The sequence below is a fragment of the Pseudomonas sp. AN-B15 genome (genome assembly GCF_019056475.1).
GTDB classification, from domain to species: Bacteria; Pseudomonadota; Gammaproteobacteria; order Pseudomonadales; family Pseudomonadaceae; genus Aquipseudomonas; species Aquipseudomonas parakoreensis.
Genome location: NZ_CP049737.1, coordinates 2546844 through 2568806, shown reverse-complemented (window position 1 = coordinate 2568806; position 21963 = coordinate 2546844). Strand labels below are relative to the sequence as shown.

10 protein-coding genes are annotated in these 21963 nt (G+C 56.4%); 3 read left to right on the top strand and 7 right to left on the bottom strand.

Annotation, left to right across the window (positions count from 1 at the left end):
* Positions 1 to 83: 83 nt before the first annotated feature.
* From GTQ41_RS11605 to GTQ41_RS11595, 3 genes are all read left to right on the top strand, one after another.
* Positions 84 to 776: an SDR family NAD(P)-dependent oxidoreductase gene (locus tag GTQ41_RS11605; protein WP_021219117.1), complete on the top strand. Its 693-nt coding sequence runs from the start codon at positions 84 to 86 to the stop codon at positions 774 to 776.
* A 411-nt stretch (positions 777 to 1187) separates the two neighbouring features.
* A complete protein-coding gene (locus tag GTQ41_RS11600) occupies positions 1188 to 2567 on the top strand; it encodes a hypothetical protein (RefSeq protein ID WP_024014384.1) in 1380 nt (459 codons plus the stop codon).
* Between the two features lie 441 nt (positions 2568 to 3008).
* Complete coding sequence (locus GTQ41_RS11595) at positions 3009 to 3983, top strand: DUF1302 domain-containing protein (protein WP_254369338.1); 975 nt, start codon at positions 3009 to 3011, stop codon at positions 3981 to 3983.
* Between the two features lie 128 nt (positions 3984 to 4111).
* On the opposite strand, the gene GTQ41_RS11590 is transcribed toward GTQ41_RS11595, so the two are convergent.
* From GTQ41_RS11590 to GTQ41_RS11560, 7 genes are all read right to left on the bottom strand, one after another.
* Positions 4112 to 5383: an IS4-like element ISPa1635 family transposase gene (locus GTQ41_RS11590; RefSeq protein ID WP_004423958.1), complete on the bottom strand. Its 1272-nt coding sequence runs from the start codon at positions 5381 to 5383 to the stop codon at positions 4112 to 4114.
* Between the two features lie 43 nt (positions 5384 to 5426).
* Positions 5427 to 5999 carry a hypothetical protein gene (locus GTQ41_RS11585; protein ID WP_254369344.1) on the bottom strand — a complete coding sequence of 191 codons (573 nt, stop codon included), beginning with the start codon at positions 5997 to 5999 and terminating at the stop codon, positions 5427 to 5429.
* Positions 6000 to 6149: 150 nt separating this feature from the next.
* Entirely contained in the window at positions 6150 to 6551 is a 402-nt protein-coding gene (locus GTQ41_RS11580) for a hypothetical protein (protein WP_047294836.1), read from the bottom strand.
* Between the two features lie 295 nt (positions 6552 to 6846).
* Positions 6847 to 7230 (bottom strand): hypothetical protein, encoded by a 384-nt coding sequence (locus GTQ41_RS11575; RefSeq protein ID WP_047294837.1) that lies wholly within the window; start codon positions 7228 to 7230, stop codon positions 6847 to 6849.
* 396 nt (positions 7231 to 7626) lie between these two features.
* Complete coding sequence (locus GTQ41_RS11570) at positions 7627 to 7986, bottom strand: hypothetical protein (RefSeq protein WP_047294838.1); 360 nt, start codon at positions 7984 to 7986, stop codon at positions 7627 to 7629.
* A 109-nt stretch (positions 7987 to 8095) separates the two neighbouring features.
* Positions 8096 to 8449, bottom strand: coding sequence for an Imm2 family immunity protein (gene imm2 / locus GTQ41_RS11565; RefSeq protein ID WP_047294839.1), 354 nt, complete (start codon positions 8447 to 8449; stop codon positions 8096 to 8098).
* The gene (locus tag GTQ41_RS11560; RefSeq protein ID WP_217325504.1) at positions 8449 to 21963 is read right to left on the bottom strand and encodes a hemagglutinin repeat-containing protein; all 13515 of its coding nucleotides are present in this window, start codon (positions 21961 to 21963) and stop codon (positions 8449 to 8451) included. The genes imm2 and GTQ41_RS11560 overlap by 1 nt, the downstream gene beginning before the upstream one ends.

Here is a 21963-nt window from a genome sequence, read left to right as displayed (position 1 = left end):
ATAGTGGCAACCTAGCTGACCACTCGTGCCGGGGCTCAGTGCTCAGTGCAGCCCTGGTGTAGTCCACTTCAAGGAGAATAAGCGTGAGTAAAGTAGTCGCAATTAGCGGTGGATTCGGTTGTCTAGGTATAGCGGTAGGCGAGGCGTTCGCGGCCAATGGTTGGCGGGTGGCCCTGATTGATCAGGCCAGCGTGCCGCGACCCCTGGCCGACACGGCGCGCTCTGAAAAACTGCTTATCGGCGCGGTCGATCTAACCGATCTGCACATGGCAAATTGTGCAATGCAGCAGGTGCAGCAGCATTTTCAAGGATTAGATGCGCTCATCAACGTGGCGGGTGGTTTTCGCTGGGAGACCATCGAGGGCGGCGATCTTGCGACCTGGGATTTGATGTATCAAATGAACGTGCGCACTGCCGCAACGGCTAGCATGGCCGCGCTGACACACCTGAAGAAAGCCGAAGCCGGGCGCATTATCAACATTGCAGCCGGAGCGGCCAGTAAGGCCAGCCTAGGCATGGGGGCCTATGCTGCAGCAAAGTCCGGGGTGATGCGCCTTACGGAGGCGTTGGCCGAAGAGTTGAAAGATCAGCGCATCACGGTCAATGCGATCATGCCATCGATCATCGATACCCCGCAGAACCGCCTCGATATGCCTGATGCGGATGCCACCCGCTGGGTTACGCCAGAGCAGGTCGCTAATGTGATCGTATTTTTAGCCTCTCAGGAGGCTAGTGCAATCACAGGTGCAGCTATCGCTGTAAATGGGCGGTGCTAATTTATTAGGCCGGCTGTCGACATAGCAGAGTGGCTGCCTAGAGCCGTTCTTCTCACCCAGGGTTCGCCCGATCCTAATGATCCTAATGATCCTAATGATCCTAATGATCCTAATGCGGCATGCGTGGCCTATGCGTGGGGAACTGACTGGTGTTGCCGGCGGAGAGCTAGCAGCCCTCGGTAGCAGGTCCCAAGTCCTTAGGGTCGACCACCACATACTTTGCCAAGGCGTGTGTCCGCAGCAGTTGTAAGCGACAACATTAGAAAAATACGCGCTAGAAAACCGCCCTATCCCTTGTGGTGCCCACACTATTTCGCTGCCTGGATACGGTATCCAAAATAAGGTTTGAATCCACCGATAAGGAGATGACCTTGAAGCCCTCATATTTGGCTAACGTCACAAGTTTTAGCGATGACCACTCTAATCCTGGCGGCCTCGCCTTCTCAGGCTAACTGGGATCAGGCGAATGCCTTCGAGGAAGGCCAGCAGCGTGTTGCCATCGGTAAGGATCCAATGCCAGGCCCTCGTTCGTGTTTTTGGCGCTACGGCCCGGTCAGTGGTGACCCCTACATCAACATCGCCTTCCCTGACGCCGGAACATTCTATTGGGGAGCAGCTTTCTCGGTGCCGAAGGGCGCGAAGCTGCATTTAGAGGGCAGTTTTCCGCATGCTCGCTATATGTCCCTAATCAGCTATGACCGTTTGGGTGCTCCTCTCGACTCAGTGGCCGACTACCTGATCGCGCCGAAGCCAGGTGCTAGCAACCCATATCTCTTCGGTGCAGACCGCAACAGTAAACAGCGCGGCTATAAAATCGAAGTGGTTAGCGAGCCGTTGAGCACTCCTATTCCATGGGGCGTTTACCAAGAAGCCAAGACCCGCGACAAGATCCATGCGCCTGGTCAAGCCGAAAACGGCCAGCAGCAACTGATTTATCGGATCTACGCAGGGGACAAAAATACCGACGAAACAGCAGGTTCCGGTCTGCCAACTCCGGTACTCACTCTCGCTGATGGCAAGGAGCTGCGCGGACAGGATGTTTGTGCCAGCTTGAGTAGCTTCCAGCCATTGTCGTTTGATCAGGCAGCCCTGGCGACCCCGCGTGAGTACCTCAATAAACTGACGGAGGTGGCCAAGGCGCGTGGCGGTCCGGCCATGCCGGCCAGTAACCCGCCGACCTGGAGCAAGAGTTCGGAAAGCATGTCGCGTTATGCCATTTACACCGGCGACAACACAGTGGCGAGTGGTACCAATAAGAAAGACGGGACCTTCTTTGCCAACCTCGACAACCAGTATGTGCGCACCTTTATCAACCGTAAGCACGGCGAGGTTTTCGTAATCCGCGCCAAAGCACCAACTACGCCAAAGACCTATAACGGCAACACCAAGTTTGAAGATGGTGATCTGCGCTACTGGTCGTGGTGCTCTCAGCAGGGCTACGCATCTGGTCGGGTCAATAAGTGTCTGTTCGATGAGCAGATTCCGGTGGACGCTAACGGCTACTACACCTTGGTACTTAGTCGCGAAAGTGACCGCCCACGCAATGCAATCAACGAGTGTGGTGTGTCCTGGTTGCCAATCGCGGATGTGGGCGACGGTACCGGTGATCCGGATCTGAGTTTCCTGGTTCTGCGCAACATGCTGGGCCGTGGTGAGTTCAAACACGCAGTGCAGAATATTAAGTCGCAAGAAACTATCCAGCAGGATATGGGCGACTACTTCCCGCGTGCTCGCTACACCACAGTTTCTTCGTTCGAGACGGCAGTTCCTTGCCAAGTAGAGAAACGTTAAGTGGCTTAAAACAATATAGCTTCTTGGTCGTCGGCGGGGTTCCTGATGTTTCCAGAGCCCTGTCGCGATTAGGCTGGCTGGCGATTAATTTAATTTTTTCGTGGATAATTAAAGCTTTCAAGTTGCTTGTTTTTTATTGCTGTTTTTTACGCGTAAAGATTTTTAATTTGAAATGAAAAAGCTGTTGGTAGTTGTCGATTACTTAATTCGTCACATAGCTCTAATGGTGTCTGGATTTTCGGTGAGACCTTGTGGGGTTAGTGATGGCTATTTCAGGTAAGTGTTCAAATGACGCATTTGGCGCTCGCTGGTAATAATGCTATTGGCAGCCGCTAGAGATATGTTTGATTCGTGTTTTTATAAGCAGCAAATTAATCTGGTGCGATATCCATAATCGCCGATTAAATAGAAGTAAATATAATAAAAATAGGAGGCTGTTTCGTGAGATTTGAAAGAAGTGAGTCCGGCCTGATTAATCCGTTGTTGTTGAAGATGACAGCTTGCATAACCCCGCTAGCGCTCATGATTTCACTGCAGGCTCAGGCGGGTGAGTTTGCATTAGGTGAAATCACGGGGCGCGCCAACGGTAGCATCAGTGTGGGTGGAATCTGGAATGCTGAGAAACCCGATTCAAACCTGATTTTTCAGGGTAATGCTGATCATATCGGCTACGGCTCGGCTGGTGAGTTCAACCCTTCAGGTGCGCGTAACGGTGATGACGGCCGCCTGAATTTTCGTAAGCGCAATTTGGTGTCTTCACCGATCACCCTATTGGCGGAAACCGAGTTGAACTGGCGTAATTATGGGGTCTTTCTGCGCGGTAAGGCCTGGTACGACTACACCTTGAACAACCGTGAGGTCGACCATGGCCATTCAGCCAATGGTTACCAGGTGGGTGCCAAGCTCAACGATAGCGGCTTCGACGATCTGGCCAAGTTCCAAGGCGTTGCCTTGCTGGATGCCTATGTATTTGGTGACTTCGAAGTCGGCGAGCGACCGTTGCACTTACGCGGCGGTAATCAGGTAATTAACTGGGGCGAGGGGTTGTTCTTCCAGAATGGCCTCAACTCGATCAACCCAGTGGATCTTGCCGCGTTACGCCGCCCGGGCTCTCAGTTGAAGGAAGCTCTACTCCCGGTGCCACTGCTCTTCGCCAACTTCGGTATCACCGACAGCCTCAACCTTGAGGTGTTTTACCAGTTGCAATGGCGTGAGACCGTTCTGGAAGGTTGCGGTACCTACTTTGCTAGCAACGACTTGATCCAGGATGGATGTTTCGGCTTGGCCAGGGGCGGTATTGCTGCCAATGTCATCAACCTAAGCTGCAGCCCTGCCCAAGGCAAGCCCCCCGAAGCAGCCAGCCGCCATGGCCGTCGGGCGATGACCAGGCCTCTGCCGCTCAATCAGGCGGTCTAGCTGGGCTGGCGGTGATGTGATCATCGTCTGTTCCGGCTGTCTAGGCGAGATTTCTCGTTCTCCGGACGAGCCTATGCCGACCGCTTGTGGCCAGCTTTTTTGCACGGAGGTTGGGCGGTGGTGTTTCTTCAGCGCGTCGGTTTGTAGCCCTCACAACCTCGGCTGGCTGCGCGTTTGCGTTGGCGCGCAAAGCTACGGCCTGAGCGTACGGCACTGAGGCTTTTAGCCATCAAGGCCAGCACATTGCTCAGCCCCTGAGCACAGTGCCGCACCAGCAGCTCGACCAGGGTATTTTTGAGCCGTGACACGCCTTGGGTGAAGTTGACTTTCCATCGCAGCTTGCGACCTTTGTGGCGCTGTTCGATGACCGGCTGTAGCAGGTGCTGCATCAACAGCGCCAGGTTCTTCAACAGTTGAGCGGCATGAAAGTCCTGCTTTACAGCGGTCACGCTGCGGCCGCTGAAGTTGTCCAGCGTCAGGGTTTGTTTGAGGCGACGGAAATCGGTTTCGATGCCCCAGCGGCGGTGGTAAAGCTCGGCAAACACCTCAGCGGGAAAGGCTTCTCGATCCAGCAGCGAGGTCAGCAATACTTCGCTTTCGCCGTTGGCCAACTCGACCCGGATCAGTCTCAGCTCGATCTGGCTGGCAGGATCAACGCCAGCCTCGGAGCAGAACAGACGTGCTTCAGGATGGTTGGCCACGAAAAGCTGTGTGTCTTCAACTTGGCCAGAGTGTAGAAACGCTTTGACCTGGGCGTTATAGCCACAGGGCAGGCGCATCAGAAAGTGCCGCTGTTGCTGCGCGAACAGCGCGAATAACCAGTGCCCAGGGTAACCACGGTCAAACAGCGTCAGGCTGTCAGCCGGCAGGTGCTCAAGGTGCAGATGGGCACAGTCGCGCTCGCCGACGGTCAGGGGCACGATCAGGCTATGCAAGGTTTGACCGTCAGCGACTTCGTAGAGTGTGGACAAGCGAGCCATGGGAAAGCCAGAGTGACTGCCAAAGAAGGTCGCCATGGTCGACTCCAGGGGTAAATGCACGGTCGAGCCATCCACCGCGAGCACCCTCAGCCCACGCCACTTCTGACGCAGCCCGAAGCAGTCAATTTGTTGCTGCAGGAGGCGATTGAGACTTTCAAATACCTCGGGGTTGAGCTTTTTGCGCGCTTTGCAGAAGGCCTGCGCAGTGACCATTTGCGTCTCAGTCGACGCCTGATTGAGTACGCGATAGAACTGATCGAGTTCGGTTTGCAGGGCCGTGCGCGGCTGATTGAGCAGGAACAGGACGAGGTTCTTGAAGGTGAGCTGGCGTCGGCGGGTAAAGTCTTGAGGATTCTGGCGGTGGGCGGCGATGAAGGCGGGACAATCGAGCGGGCTGGTTATTTTTTGTACAATTTTCAAGCCAGGGTTTGGCTGGCGGTGTCAAGCGATGCGGTATAGGTAGTCAAAAGGGCTTCTCCCATGCACTGATTTGAGCGCTAATTATATGATATTTATGGATAATTTCCAAAGTTGATGACATTGGCTCGCAACCCTGCCCGACAAACTGAAACTCCACCAGGTAGACCTTGCTTCGTTCCGGCGTAAAAGTACTGTTCAGCGGCCCGCAGCTATAAGTATTGCCAGTGCCCATACCGTTGGAGCGCCCCGAGACCTCGAAGGGTTCATCGGCATTGGCTTGAATTTCCAGTTGCGGGAAGTGCTTGAACGTGGCGCTGTTAGCCGCTTCGTTAAGCTTGGCGATCCAGCCGAACACCTTGCCTCGCCCGGAGTCCACCACAGTACCCAGCACTTCCATTCGCCGATCGGGATCTGTAGCACGGCGAACCGAGAACTCGACAGGGTATGTGTAGCCTGTCGCTTTCATGATGACTTTGGCGTGTTGTGCATCTGGCGCTGCAGTTTTTTGCTGAAGTTGGACACCATCCCTCAAAAGACTGGGGGAAGAGTCTCTGACGTGGGTGTTGCAGCCTGAAAGTATGAGAAACAACATAAACAACAATGGCATTTTGGCCAATTTTTGACACTCCGTTCCAGCGTTACAACGGCCCAACACTGACAATTGAGCCCACGAAGATTCACGAGCCATCAACGGGTAATTGAACGGCTCAATAACCCACGTCACCAGAACCCGCGGCGACGTGCTATCTGTATCGCGACACTCCTCTTATAACCCGCCCAGAAGGTTCTTGTATTTCTCACAAACCGAACTGTGGGAAAGAATAGAATCGTCCACGTCATTTAAAACACAAGGCCAAGCTTCCGCAAAACTCAAAAAAACCTTCAAGTAAATTAACTTCGCATGCTCGGTATGATCGAGGTTAAGCTCAATCATTACCTGCGGCTCCCCCCCCAAGACATCCTGCCACCCTTGCAGATCTTCGGCATCGTAAAATTCTTCAAGAACATCTTTTGAATGCAATGCCAGCCAGATTTCCGAATTGCCCTCGCTAACGCCGCCCCGAAAGGGCTTGCCGGAACTCACGAACCCACCGTGTGCCAAGATGATTTCTTTGAAGTCTTCTGTGTTCAACTTTTCTGATGCAATGATCATTGCGGATAACGACATGGTTATAACCCTCCTCTGCTTGCACCATACAAAAAGAGCTGATCCAAAGTATTTATCACCTTGACACCTAATTTCTCGTACTTAAAAAGGGACAGATTTATTTTTGATGACCTTTACCGCCAAAAAACCGATCTGTCAACGTTGTCGTGTCATCAGGGATGTGCTGCTTGCGTTTCGCTGAACCAACACGCTCTCTCTTACATGATAAAAAAGCCCCAAGCAATTTGAGGTTTTTTACTTTAAATGGGAAAAGTGTATATCCCTACGTGAGCAATCAACCACTTTTAAACCAGCGTCATCCCCGCGCCAACAAACGGGTCGCAAGTTTTGACATTTCAGCATTTTCAACCCTAGCCAATAAACGTAATTTCTCATTAGCATCATCGGTGCCGATCTCATTCAGAGCATGAATGCATTTGACACCCAATGCATGCTCGGAAACGATATAAGGGTAGCAAGTAAGTGCTGCTCTGAATAAATAATCAATGGCCGCAGGAAATTTGAAAACCTTCAATTCCCTTGCGATGTTCTCGTGACTGAAGTGCCAGTCTTCAATCAGCAAGCGACATAAGACACTGGCGCAGTCCTGAGTGAAACCGAACACCGCACCGAATATCAGCAAGCACTCCACACTGTCAGCACCTTTAATTTCAAGGGCGGTTTCGAGCTCACAGCGCAAGTAGTTTTCAGGGATTTCCCTATTATTAAATAGAGACTCAAGAAACCTGTCTTTGAGATTCGATGCGCCACTAGGTCAACCATCAAGTCCTGCTGTTGTTGATTCATATCCCGTCTCCATACAAACCGCTCTCATCGCCAGACTTCTATTCAGATCCAGGGGAAATCTAAACAGAAATGCAGAAATGGGGACCAGAAATGGGGACAGATTTATTTTCGATTAAAAAGTGGCGAATTAGGACGTGACGAAGTCTTGCGCAAAAAACAAATCTGCCACCTTTACCGACAATATGAATTCACCTCCTTTTTTGCGCTTGTCGGCGAGCAACCGGTCCCCCTGAGCGGCGGCTTTTCGACTCCAGTGCGACTGCTTCAGTTGAAACGAAACTTGCGCCCCCTATGAACGATGCGCGGAACCACTTTGCAAAAAGCCCTGCGTGACGGGGCTCATCATCATGCGCAAAGCCTTGCATCGGTGCTCGCGGATCAGGTAAGGCTTAAACCCTCTCCTTCTTTCGCCTTTTGATTCTTCAATTTTTGCGAGAATCCAGATACCGCTTCCACCAAAAAAGCCGTAGACCAGCGAAAACCTCAAAGAAACCAAAAGGTCCTCACCACTAAAATCCCAAACTCCATGTTTACAATAGATAATAACTCCGCCTATCAAACTTCCAAGCAATCCGACGAGGTAAAAAAACACCACCGCCTTCAGAACCAGCACTGGGTATAAACGAAACGTGACCTTTATTGGAGTCATGTTTTATTCCAGAAAGTTTTGACCTGTCAGTTATAACCTCCGGCAAAATAAATCTGTTATCTTTGGCGTTTGCATCAACAAATAGCTCCGGCTATGGCTGCTTTATCTATTAATACAAACCTAACACCCTAAGGTCATCGATAAGCTCTGCCAGTTCATCAGTAGGCAGCTCCTCCAAAATAGAAGAGCGCTCAATATCCTTTAACAATCCAGAGATAGCATCCACATGATATTTCTGGATTTTTTCCGAAGATCGGCCTGCCGAAAGAATAAGTGCCAGAACCTCTAACATTAATTTCTCAATAGGTAAATCAAAAGAGTTTTCAAGTTCACTATAGGCATAACCTACTTCACTTTCACCTTCAACCCATGAGCTTTGGTGGCTGAGTTTGGCTCTGCAATAGCTATAATAGCTACCCAGAAACCAAGCCCGAATTTCACCATAGGTCACTCTCTCTTCCATTATGGCGTCTTCCTCGGTGGGCGTAACATAACGCCCTGATTATCAAAAATATTAACTGTAATATTAGGGTACTTCGCCTTGAACTGCTCTGCTACATTCAGACAGCTTGCACAAGCAGCTTTCTCCGTTAGAATATTTACGGTCCCTCTCGCGGAGGTGTTCCCTCCCAACTGGTCAGCGATATTGTCTAGAATTTTGTATTCCGTATCTATTCCCCGATAAACCAAATCTCCAGCCTTATTGGGTACAGATTGAGCCACAAAATTTCCATTTCCAGAGCCAACAAGTCCTTTGCCGGCCTCAGAGACTTGGCTGTGTGCGGCCATTTGCTTAGGTATTCCGGGAATATCTATTTCCGCGACAGCTACGTTACCACTTCGCCGTAAATCAGACGGCAATCCAGCTCGAACGTCCATGATCCGTTGGGCCATCGGAGCAGTGTCGATCACTGTCGCAGTCGCTTTTGATCCACCCGCAAAATAATCCGGAGGCAAATCACAAGGCCCAGTGTTGTGTACCCATGTCTTGAGCTCGCCAACGTAGAACGTATGCCCCACATCGACCGTCAGATTGTATGTTTTGCCCACGGGCAGGTACAGCTCAAGCGATTCGACTTCGGACGAGGTGTTTTCGGTGTCGCCATCAGCCAGTGACTGCAGCAGATCACCCGGTTCCAGATCCTTGACTGGAATGAAGTCACGTTTGGCGGGTACATAGAATGGGTGGCTCGGGGTAACCAGCAGGGTTTCGCCTTTCGCTGCGCCAGCGCCACGAACACTTTTGAGCGTGAGGCGGTAGATCGGCTGATCCGAACGCTGATGCGTTGCCAGAATGGCAGCAGCGAACGGCTTGCCCCCTTTCTCAGGCTTGCTCCAGACAACATCTCCCACCTTGAGCGACTCAATAGCGCGGTCGCCTTGCGGTGTAGAAACTTTCGTACCCGCAGCAAAGCAGCAAGGCCCCTTAGTTACTGGAGTTCCCGCTGTGCCTTTTGCACCGGCGGTCGTTACGACATCTTTCGCCACCTGCTTCTTCGCCAGCGCCTCCAGAACCGCATCGATAACAACCTTGCCACTGCGAATCCCGGTCATCGAAAGGAGCACATCATCAATAATCGTGGATGACAATATTCCTTTGCCCGAAATGGCCGACAGTCGTTCAGCAGTGTTCGCTAAATCAGACGCGTAGGTCGAAATGCTGGATAGCTCGTTTTCATACTGAGTCGTCTGGTCTTTACCGAACTGACTCCAGTGCTGGTACACAGCTCCCGGGCCATAGGTCCCGGCAGCATTGAACAAGGTAGAGTCATTGAATTGCGCATCTGTCGCACTGAACGCGTAAACCGGTGCTCCGTTGGCAATAATCGGTCGACCATCACTCCAGGTCAGCGGGATTTTTTGACCGGACAATTGGCTGATTGCTGCATAGGCGTCGCCCATATCTTCAGCGAAGTTCCTGGACTCCGGATCATTACCGACAGCGTTTTGCATTACGCTTTTCAGATGTGCGAGACCGGCAGCGTCTACTTCAGCACCGGCTGCGAGCAGTAACAAATCTTCCCACTGAGCGCCCGAGCGCGATCCTCCACGCGCTTGCAGCTCCTCAGCTTTTTTCTTCAGCAGCGGGATTTCCTGTTGCTTGTGCAATTGTCGGTTGAACATATCGACACCGGTTGCACTGGTGACCGCAGTCGTCGCGCCCGTTGTTCCACCACCAGATCCCGCTGCCGCGCCTAGGCCCGAAGCAATCAAGGTAGCCAACGAATCCTGCTGCTTGTCGCTGAGGCCACTATCTTTCAGGGCTTTGGCAATCATCGGCATCAGAGCCGCTGAGACCCCTGCACCCAGTGCACCGGCTGCGACGCTGCTGCCCGACAACCCCATCACCGCGCCAACCAGCGAGTGCAACATGACGCGTGCCGCCCCGCCTTCAGCCCATGCTGCTCGGGTCACGGGATCGGTAGCATCACGTTCTTGTTGGCTGGCGTAATCGCCGATTTTCTTGAACGCATCGTTAGCCGAGGTATTGGCGACGACACCGATCGCTGTCGTACCGCCAACGCCCCCCAAGCCCACTGCAATCAAGCCAGCAGCGACATCCGCCATTATGCGTTTATCGCCGCCCACCCCCCAACTGGTGTACTCATCGAGTGCAGCCTTACGCTCTTCGTCGGTGGTGGCCGCCTTCAGTTTGTCAGCAGCCGCTTGCTGCTGTGCGCTCGCCACTTTGCCGATGATGTTTCTCGACAGCGAAACCGTGCTCTGAATCAGATCAATCCGCTCTTGAATGGCTTTTTGATCAGGTTTGTCCAGTGCCTCATTCGCATGCGCTGTATCACGACTCAGACCCACCAGATCGTTCACGCCTGCAGCGTTGCGAACGATGATGGTGCCTTCGCTGACGGCACTGCGGGTCTTGCTCTGATCCGAATCTTCAAGTGCCAGCGGAATACTGCCGCCAACACTTGTGCCGGACTTGCCACCGTACGACAGCGAAATACCGGCCGACTGGGCACTGATCTCGCTCGTGTTTTTGATGTCACTGACGAACAGCCGATCGGTACTCAGCAGGTTCTTGTCTGGCGTTGCCTCACTGGCAATGACTGCCCCTTGCAGGGTGGTGTTTTTACCAACGGTGATGTCGTAGCCACCATTGCCGGCGAACAGGCCGCTCTGATCTGTCACTGCCTTGTAGTCGCTGTTCATGTTGCCAGCGGCGAGGCTCGCAGACCCGGTGACGGTTGCTCCATAGCAGAATGGCGGAATACAGATACTGGCGCCGAAGCCTGCACTGCCCTGCTTACTGCTCTGGGTCTCGGTGTCCTGACGCGAGGTAATGTTGAGGTTACCGTCGACCAGTGCCTTGATACTGTCGGCCCGAACCTGTGCGCCTGCCAGCGTCGTATCGTTACCGCTTTGCAGGGACAGCGAGCCAGTATCCAGGGTCGTATTGACCTGGGTAACCGAACTACCCGTACCCTTATTTTTTGCAACCGACGCACCTAGGTCAAGGGTGAAGCCATTCTGTTCGCCCAGGTTGAAGCTCGCCCCGATGGCGGTTTTGTTATTGCTGCCGTTGTTGGCCCAATCGGCGGTGTTCTGCGCGCTTTCCAGAACGATGTTGTTCTTGGCAATCAACGCAGTGTCGGCGGCTTTCAAGCTGCTGCCGACAATATGAATATCACCGGCCGTTCCCGGCGCACCGCCATCAGCGATGATCAGCAGGTTCTGGCCCGCATTGATCGTGCTTTGTTTCGCTGTCTGACTGTTGTACTCGCTAGTGCTCTTGCTGTGGGTATTCGCCAGTTCAGTACCGATCTTTATCAACGAACCATTGCTGGCGGAACCCTGTTTCTTGCCATAGTCGGAACCTGCACCTTCGGCGCTTCCCCCCATACCGCCGAGGTCGTTCAGCGCCATGGCGGCTTGAGCATATTTGACCGCTTTAAGCCTCGGGTCGTCGGCGTTTTTCGCCGCTTCGACCGAGTTGTGAATGGTATTGACCGTATCAACGATCATGCCGCCAATGACCCGGCCTACCCCCAGGCTGCTGGATTTATCGGTACTGCTTTGGCTCAAGCTTTCCATGCCCGCAGCGATGGTCACCTTGGAGCCGGTCAGGCTCATGTTCTTGGTGCTGACCAGATCGCTGGCGATCACGCTCAACTCGCGCCCGCTGGAAAGGGTTACGTTGCCAGCACTGGAGCCAATGGTGCTACCGGTCAAAGTGGTCTGGGACGATTGGCCAGTATGATTCTGACTGCTGACAGACAAGTGCTGGTTACCGGTGATGTCATCGACGCCAAGGTTGTTAGCGGTCAGTACCCCGGTCAGATCGCGGTTCTTTTCCTTGTGCAGTTCATTACGGGTAAAGGTGTTTTCCGCGGCGTTGATGGTCAAGTCGCGACCGGCCTGCACTGACAAATCCTGGGTGCTGACCAAGGCTGATCCGGTAATCGTCGCGTCTCGGCCGGCCACCACATCTACAGTGTTACCCGAAATCATGCTGCCGACCGCCGTCGTTTGCGTCTCGGAAACCTGATCCTTGACCTTGCTCGACTTCAAGCCTCCCCAACCACTTTTGCTGGAGCTGCTTTCATGGCGCACGCTTTGTGAGTCAGTGACAGCAACGATTTGCATGTCATTGCCTGCAACCAGTTTCACACCACCTTTGTCAGAGGCAACTTCACTGCCTTTGATGAGCATGTCGTTATTGGCAACCAGCGTTGCATTACCGCCCGACGTTACCGAACTGGCGATATTGGTGGTGCTGGATTCCTCGTCAAGGCGGCTTTTCTTCCCGGAGGAGGTTTTCTTGGTCTTGCTGTAGAAGCTGTAATCGGTGTCTTCTGCCGATTGCAGCGCCAGATTGGCACCCGCCGTCAGATAAGCCTCATCCCCGGCGCTGACCCGACTGGCAATCAGGCTCAAGTCTTTACCGGCGTTGAGCAAGACAGTCCCCCCAGCCGTCAGGGTCGTGGAAACCTGACTGACATGATCCTCCTGACTCGTCACCTTCTTCGTTTTGCTGTACGAGTGTTCTTCATCCGCAGCCGAGGCCAGCGTCAAGTCACCCACGGCACTCATGTCTACGTCGCGTTTGGCACCAATCTGGCTGGCAATGGCAGTGATGTCGCGACCGGCGTTGACGATCAGACTCTGCCCTGCATCAATGGCCGAACCATACTGAGTAATCGTCTGATCCGTGTGCAAACCACGCTGCCCGCCTGAGACTTGCTCAGCCGAAACAAGGTTGACGTCGCGCCCGGCATTGATCGTGGTGTCCAGGCCGCTTTTAAGCACGCCACCGGTGTTGTTGAAGTCCTGCCCAGCCTTGATGGTCAGGTTGTTGGCTGCCTCGATACGCGCTGCACTGTCCACAAAATCGCTGCGCTCACTGCGGTAGCCGCTGTCGCTTTCGTGGGTGGTGACGGTGCGTTCGTTGATGATGTCGCCACGGGTGGTGGTCAACGAGACTTCTTTACCCGCGATAACGCCGCCGGATTTGTTGCTCAGGTTGTTGCCGGCCAGCAGCTCGAGGCGATTGCCCGCGTCGATCAGGCCGCTGTTGACCAGATCGTTGGTGGCGGTGGCCGACAGGTTGTTGTTGGCCTTCAAAGTGCCGACGTTGTTCAGGTCCTTGCCGGCGATCAAGGTCACGTCGCTACCCTGGATCAAGGCGCCGTTCGGGGCCAGGCGATTGTTGGCGTTGGCCAGGTACAGAACCGGCACCAGCACTTGCTCGCCGTTCACTTCAGCGTTTTCCATCCAGACGATGTCGTGGGTCAGGGCCGCGACTTGTTCGGAGGTCAGGCTGACGCCCACCGCCAGATTAAGCTCGTTTTTGCTGGTGAGCGCGTTGTCCATCAGGTACTTGAACAAGCCGTCGTTGGACGTCTGCCCATCTATGAAACGTTGACCGGTACGGGCAACCACGGCTTGCTGGACCAGGGTCTGCTCGTAGAAGCCGTCACCCAGGCGCTTGGCACTTTGATCAGGGTCGTAACCGAGTTTGGACAGCAGGTAGTCCGAACTCATGAACTGTTTGAGGTCGGTCAGTACCGGGTTGGTTTCGACCAGGTATTTCTGCGGATTGGATGTGCCCGCACTGGTCGGAACACCCTGCACCCGGTTGATGGTGAACGCAGTGGAGCGCCCCGGCAGGGTCGCGCCGCTGCCGTCAGTTGCTGGCGTGCTGACGTCGATTGCACTGGCACCAACGCCCGGTTGCTGGGCCTGGTGATCGGCGGTACTCAGGTTGACGCTGCTGGCCGCAGCCGAGGCATTGTTGGTCAGGAGAATGTTGCGTGTCTGCACGCCTGGCAATGCTTGATCGCGCTGGCTCAGGTTGACGCTGGCGCCGCCCATTGTCCAGCTCTGCGGGCCGGTCGCGACCGGCGCGGTACTTTCCTGGCCGCTAAGGCGGAACAGACCGTTTTGCCCGGTCGGCAGTGCAAAGCCAGGCAACACCACCGGGTTGACTTGCTGCTGGGCAAGGTTCGGAGGCAGTTGCTGATTGACGGTAACCCGTGTGGAGAACTGACTGCCACCCGCCCCGGTGCCGGTTCGCGGACCGCTGCCGATATAGGTGTAGCCCGGACGCACGACACTGTTATCGATGTTGTTCTGGGCAGTGATATTGACCGCGCCAGCGGCCTGGATCACGGCGGCGTAGCTCTGGTCGCTGGAGGCAATTTTGCGGGTGCTGCCCAGCTCCGGCAGTTCCCGTTCGGTCATGCCGATGAAGTTCGCGATACCGCCCTGCAGGCCACCCAGATTATTGACGTTGTAGCCGCTGCTTTCGTACCAGTACTGATTGGTGAAGGCGCTGGCGGCGCTGTACCAGCCACCCGCATTGCTGGTGCGCTGGGACATGTAGATCCGGGTGGTTTCGGTTTCACCGGTCTCCACGCCGCTGTTGGTCAGGTTCGCCACATTGGCAATGAAGTTGCCCGCGGTGGCAATGGTGCTGCTCTGGTTGAACAGGTCACCGCCATTGAGGGTCAGGTTGCCACCAGCGGTAATGCTGGACGCGGCGCTGGCCGAGGTAACCTCGAGTTTTTCACGCTGTACGATTTCCCACGCGTGGTTCTGCTTGCCACTGCAGTCACCGGCGTTCACCCCTTCGATACAGGTGACTTCACCGATCCGCGCAGTGTAGATGCCGGCGTTGTTGACCGTGAGCACGTCGCGGATGTTCTGGATCGAGCTCGCTGCCAGCGTCATGCTGCCATCGCTTTGCAGCGACGCCGAACGGTTGACGATGGAGTTGGCCAACCCGCCACGGCCATCGCGGTCAATCGTCAGATTGCCGAGGCTGTAAATGTTGCCGTAGCTGTTATTCAGATCGGCGACCCGCAACGACATGTCCTTGCCGCTGAAGAACAGACCGCTGGCGTTGACCAGATTACCAGTGGTCAGTGTCAGGTCAGTGCCGGCGGCCGTGGTGCCATAGTTGCGCACGCCGCCGGCATTGATGGTCATGCCCGCACCGGAGGTCAGGCGACCGGCATTGTTCAGTTGACCACCGACATTGAGCGTGGTCTGCCCCCCCCCGGCGATGCTGGAATTGACGCTGTTGAGGCTCACTTGTGCAGCGTTCAGGGTCAGATCGCCCTGACTGGTGAGGCGCCCTGCCCCCCAATAAGCGGCACTCAGGCCAACATTCATGCTGCCGTCACTGGCCAGCAGGCCTTCGTTGAACCAGTTTATGCCGGTGCCGGTGAAGCTGTCGGAGGCGAGCAATTGGCCGCTGGCCGTCTGGGTCAGGTGGTTGACGTTGACGGTCAAGCGCCCGGCCTGAATCGAACTGCTGTTGGTCCAGGTATCGGTGCTGATGGTCAGGCCGCCGCGGGTCACGAGGGTGCCGCCGGCGTTGATGACGTTGTTGGTGGAGATGTCGAACGTGCCGGTACCGACGTGCAACAGGCTGCCGCCGGTATTGAGGAAGCTGCCGGTGCCGAGCGTCAGGTCGGTGTTGGCAGTTTCCAGCGTGCCGTTGCGGTTGTCGAACAGGCCGCCAATCTGGAAGCTGGTTTTGCCGCCGCTGCCGAGGGCACGCAACTGGCCGGTCTGGTTATCGAGGCTGGCAGCCTTGATGGCAAGGGTGCTGTCGCTTTCGATGATGCCCAGGCGGTTATTCAATGCGCCGGTCAGATTGAGGTCAATCTGCTGGCCGGCAATCTGGCCGTCGTTGTCGCCGCTGTTGTCGAAGTTGTTGCCGGTGACGTTGATTTTGCCTTTGGCGTAGAGGCCGCCATTGCGGTTGTCGAAGTTGCCGGTCACGACGATGGCGTCGCCGCTTTGTGCGGAAATACGGCCGCCATAGTTGTCGAGGCCCATCGCCGCATTGAGGTTCAAACGCTGGCCCTGGATCACCCCGCCCTGACGATTGTTGTTCAGGTCATAGCCGTTTTTCAGCACTCCGGTCAGGCGTGCGGTGAACGCCGCTTGCAGGCTGGCGAGAACACCGCCACGGCTGTCCAGATTGCCGGCATCGATGGACAGATCACCGTTGGTGGCGAGGATTAGACCGCTCTGGTTGTCGATATCGCCGTTGCTGACAACGGTGACTGCACCTTTCGCCTGTAAGGTGCCCTTCGCGTTGGCGAGGCTGGCGGCCTGGATTCGCAGGTCGCTGTTCTGGCTGTAGATCAAGCCATCGGCGCTGTTCTGGATGGCGCCCGGTGTGGTGATGGTCAACAGGCCGCTGGCGGCGACGGTGCCACGGTTGCGGTTGTCCAGACCACCGCTCAACAGGGTCATCAGGCTCTGGCTCGCCAATTGGCCGCCCTGGTTGTTGATCTGCGTGGCGCGTTGCAGCAACAGCGTGCCACCACTGGCGAGCTTGCCATTGGTGTTGGTCAGGGCACCGAGCAGGTCGAGGGTCACGGCGGCGTTACCAGCCAGACTGCCACCGGTGTTGTCCAGGGCGGTGCCGGTGAAGCTCAAATCCTGCGTGGCATTGACGGTGCCGCCGGCGTTACCCAGCGTCATGGCTTGCATCGCCAGGCTCGCATCGGTAGAGATCAGGCCACCCGTCGCATTGTTCAGCAGACCGTTGATGGTCAGGGTTTGCGCACCCGTACTGGAGACCACACCGTTGTTGCTGTTATCCAGATTCGCTGCGGTGACGCTGAGATTTTTCTGGGTGACCAGTGCCCCCGCGCCGCTGTTGAGCAAATCCCCGCTCAACGTCACGCTGAGGTTGCCATCACTGGCAGAGAGCGTGCCCTTGTTGCGGTTATCGAGGCTCGCGGCGTTGACCGTCAGGCCTTGCACCCCGGAGATCACCCCGTTCTGGTTGACCAGTGCACCGGTGTTGAGATTCAGCAGATTGTTGCTGACCAGCTTGCCGTTGCTGCTATCGAGGCTGCGGGCGACAAGGTCGATACTTTGGCTGCTGGCGATCTTGCCGCTGCGGTTGGTGAGGTCACGCAGGTGCTGAATGCTCAACTGGCCTTCAGTGGTGATCAGGCCGCCGTCGTTGTTCAGATCAGCAGTGGCCGCGCCGAAATCAATGGCGATGGCACTGCCCAGCAGCGAGCCGTTCTGGTTGTTCAGGCCGTTGCTGTTGATGGTCAGGCCGGTGGTGGCATTGATCAGGCCCTGGTTCTGGTTGGTGAGCAGGCCGTCGAGGTTAAGGTCCAGATTCGAACGGCTGGTCGTTGTGCCGCCGCTGTTGTCGAGGCTGGCCGCTTTGACGTCCAGCGCAGCCGCAGCAATCAGGCCTTTGATGTTGGTCAGCGCCTGGTCGATGCGCAGCGTCACGGCCTGATTGCTGAGCAATTTGCCGTTGCTGTTGTCGAGGCTGCGCGCCGTCACGGTGAACGTCTGCGCGCTGGAGATTTCACCGCCGGTGTTGTTGACGTCCTGGAGGTTCTTGAGCATCAGCAACGGCGCGCTGATGAAGCCGCTCTGGTTGTTCAGTTGACCGTGATTGAGGTCCAGATCCAGCGACGTATTGCTGAACAACTGGCCGCCCTGCTGATCGAGACCGGTGACGTTCGCTTTCAGCGCAGCAACGCTGGCGATACGACCGCCGTCCTGGTTGGTCACTTGGGTCGCTTTCAATTCCAGCGTGTCGCCACTGTTCAGACGGCCGTTGTGGCTGTTATCCAGTGTACCGGTGTGCACCACTACCGCGCCTTTGGCGCTGAGGCTACCCCCTTTGCTGTTGTCGAGGCTGGCACTGCTGAGATTGAGGCTGGCGTCGGTGACGATCTGACCACCGCGGTTGAGCACCACGCCGCTGGTGGTCAATGTCAACGGCCCGGCAACCGACAGGCTGCCGAGGTTGTTGGTCAGACTCGCCGCTGTCACGCCAAGGCTGCCTTCCGCGCTGATCAGGCCCTGACTGTTATTCAGGTCGCCGCTCAGGTCGAGTTTCAGGTTGCTCTGGCTCAGGAGTGCACCCGCAGTGCTGTCGAGGCTGCGGCCGGTCAGGCTCAGGTCGGTCTTGCCCGAGATCAGCCCCTTGGCACGGTTGAGCACTTCATCAACGGTCAGGCTCAAAGCACCTTGTGCGATCAACTTACCGCCATCGCTGTTGTCCAGACGACTGCCGACCAACGTTACGTCAGCCTGGCTGGACAGCTCGCCGCCACGGTTGTCGATGGCATCGAGCGTCAGTTGCAGCGCCTGATTCGCCCCGACGAGACCGCCGTTACGGTTGTCGAGGCTGTTGCCGGTGAGCTTCAGCCCGTCGGTTGCCACCAGTTCACCGTGTTGGTTATCGAGGGTCGCGACGTTGGCGATAACGTCGGCTTTACCGGCAATGTGCCCTTCGCTGTTGTCGACGCTGTCGGCTTTCAGATTCAGTTCATCATCAGCGATCAGCGTACCGCTCTGGTTGACCAGTTGGCCGTCCACCGTCACCCCGAGGGTGCCACGGCTGGTGATCAGGCCGCCGCTGTTGTCCAGGCGAGCGCTTTTGACATCCACGCTCTGCGCGGAAATCAGGCCCTTGACGCTGGCCAGCAGTTGTTCGATGCGCAGGGTCAGGCCCTGATTGCTGATCAATTTGCCGTTGTTGCTGTTATCGAGGTTTTGCGCGGTCAGGGTGAAGGCCTGGGCGCTGGAGATTTCACCGCCCTGGTTGTCGACGTCCTGGAGATTTTTCAGCACCAGCAACGGTGCATTGATCAGGCCATTGCGGTTGTTCAACTGGCCGTGATTGAGGTCGAGGCTCAGGGAGGTTTTGCTGAACAGTTGACCGCCCTGCTGATCGAAGCCGGTGACCGTTGCGGTCAGTGCTCTTTCGCTGGCGATCCGGCTGCCGATGCCGTTGTTCACTGCGCCGGCGTTGAGCGTAAGGATGTCACCGCTGACCAGGCTGCCGCCGGAGGCGTTGTTGAAGATGCCGGTGGTCAGCGCGGTGGCTTTTTTGCCGCTGATCAAGCCGCCCTGACTGTTATCCAGACTTTTTGAAGCAAGGATCAGCCCGCTGTCGGTGGCGATCAAACCCGTCTGATTGTTCAGGCTGCCCGTGCTGGTCAGCGTCAGCGCGCCGGCGCTCGTCAAGTGACCGCGCGTATTATCGAGACTGCCGGCGTGTACGGTCAGCGTCCCTTCGCTGCTGATCAGACCCTCGATATTGCTCAAGGCGTTGTCGAGACGAATGTCCAGATTGCCCTGCCGGGTGACGAAACTACCGCCGCTGTTATCCAGGCTCTGCCCGGTCAGCGTCGAAGTGCCAACACTGAACAGTTGTCCGAGGGTCTGATTGATGACCCGGGCCACAGTCAGGCCAAGGGTGGTTCCGGCGAGGACTTTGCCGCTGTCACTGTTGTTCAGGCTTTGACCGATGACGGTCACATCGACGGTGCTGGAGATTTCGCCACCGCGATTGTCGATCTCGCCGACCGTGAGTTTCAGCGCTTTTGTGGTACCGACCAGACCGGCCTTACGGTTGTCGAGCGACTGGCCACTGAGCAACAACGAACCTTGGGCGACCAATTCACCACCCTGGTTAACCAATTGCGTCACGTTGGCGTTCAGATCGGCTTTGCTTGAGATGCGCCCGGCGCTGTTATCGATGCGCGTCACACCGAGAATCATCGGGCCTGCCGCACTGAGCAAGCCGCCACGGTTATCCAGTTGTGTGCCGCTGTAGTTGACGGCGGCCTGACCATCGAGCAGACCTTTATCGCGATTGTCGAGTGCGCCAACGCTGAGTTGCAGGTCTTTGGTCGCGCGAACTTTACCGCCGCGGTTGTCCACGGAATCGCTGCGCAGGGTCAGGCGATCCTTGCCAACCACGCTGCCGCCACGGTTGTCGAGGCTGCCACTCTGGACATCGACCGCACCTTTGGCGCTCAGCTCACCGTTCTGGTTATCGAACAAGCCAGTGATGCGCGCGGTCAGACTGCCGTCGCTGACGAGACTGCCTTCGTGACTGTTGTCGAGGCTGGCGGCGGTGATGCTGACATTTACCCCCGAGCCCAACACACCGTTGCGGTTGTTCAGCGCGCCGATCAAACCGATGTTCAGCGCTACGTCACCCGTCACCTGGCCGTCGCTGTTGTCCAGCGTGATGGCGTTGATACGGGTGGTGCCGGCGCTGGATATCTCGCCACTGTGGTTATTCAGATCGCCGAAATCGGCGCCGAGGTTGCCGTTGCTGCTGATCACGCCCTGAGTGTTGATGACCTTGCTGGCGCTCAACTGCACCGTCGAGTTACCGAGGACGCTGCCCTTGTTCTGATTGTCCAGGGTGGTGGCTGTGAGGCGCGTGCTCTGCTGGGCGCTCAACGTACCGCCCTGGTTGTTCAGGGTTTGCGCGACGGTCGCCGTCAGGTTGCGACTGGCGATCACGCTTTTACCGCTGTTGTTGAGATTCTGCACACTCAGGCTCACGTCGCCAGCGCTGTTTCGGCTGTTGTCGGCGTTGATCCCGGCTTCAATGATGCCGTTGTTGCTCAGGGTTCCACCGGCGCTGAGGCTGATGCTGTCGCGTGCAGCGAGGTTTTGCTGGTTGCTCAGATCGCCTTGGGTTTGCACGCTCAGTGCGGTGCCGGCGTAGACCGGACCTTGGGCAGTAAGGCTGTTGGCTTTAATGTTCACGGCAGTGGCTGCCGAGGTCTGCGCCAGGGTCAACTGGCCGTTGGCATCGATCTGGATATCGCCACCACTGGCGGCCAGGTTGCCCGCCAGTTTCACCCCGACCCCGGCCTCGGTGCCGACCAGTTTGATCGCCCCGGCATACATCCCGCCCAGCGCCGACGAGTCGATTGCCAGTTGCGGTTTGGCGCTGCCATCATCGGCGCGGGCGGTGGTGTTCAAGGTCTGTGCGTTGACGTCGTTGCGCCCGGCAACAATCGTCAGATTCTGCGCCTGCAGTTGCGCATTGATCTTCGCACTGCGGGTGATGATTTCGAAACGGTCGACGTTGCTCGCGTTGAGGCCGGCGCCTTCGATGGCGACGCTGCCCTGGTCGACCTGGAAGCGATCCAGACGGCCGTTATCCAGCACCGGTTTGCCGGTGCTCAGCGTCACGCGCGGTGCATTGATGAAGCCGCAACCGTTGCAAGTGATGCCATACGGATTGGCGACAATCACTCGCGCCGACTGCCCCGCCACTTCGGTGTAACCGCGCAACTGGCTCGGGTTGCCGCTGATGACTTCGTTGAGAATCGCTTGCGCCGAGCCACTGTTTTTCAGGTTCGGGTTGCCGATGATGTGCCCGGCCAACTGGGTGTTCGAGGTCTGCGCCGAGCCGTTGTTGAGGATGACGCCCTGCGCACCGACGTTGTAATCGTGAAACTGGTTGTGCGACAGCCCGCTGCCGTTGGGCGTGGCGATGTTGATGATCGGCACGCCATTGCCGGCCCGATCCAGCGAGGTGTTGGGGTTGGCCACGACAATGCCGTCGGCCTGCGCCCACATCGGCTGCCAGAACATGACGTTCGCCAGCAGGAACGCCAGCCCGCGCTTGGGCATGCCCAGGAACGACTCACGGTTTTTCACGGCCGCAGAAGGCTGGCCTGCAAGGAAGGCGAACTGGCGAACATCCAT

Excerpts from the sequence above, each read along its gene's own strand:
- GTQ41_RS11600 (WP_024014384.1), top strand. The coding sequence starts at position 1,188 with ATGACCACTCTAATCCTGGCGGCCTCGCCTTCTCAGGCTAACTGGGAT.
- GTQ41_RS11560 (WP_217325504.1), bottom strand. The coding sequence starts at position 21,963 with ATGGATGTTCGCCAGTTCGCCTTCCTTGCAGGCCAGCCTTCTGCGGCC.
- imm2 (WP_047294839.1), bottom strand. The coding sequence starts at position 8,449 with ATGGAAGAGAGAGTGACCTATGGTGAAATTCGGGCTTGGTTTCTGGGT.
- GTQ41_RS11580 (WP_047294836.1), bottom strand. The coding sequence starts at position 6,551 with ATGTCGTTATCCGCAATGATCATTGCATCAGAAAAGTTGAACACAGAA.
- GTQ41_RS11570 (WP_047294838.1), bottom strand. The coding sequence starts at position 7,986 with ATGACTCCAATAAAGGTCACGTTTCGTTTATACCCAGTGCTGGTTCTG.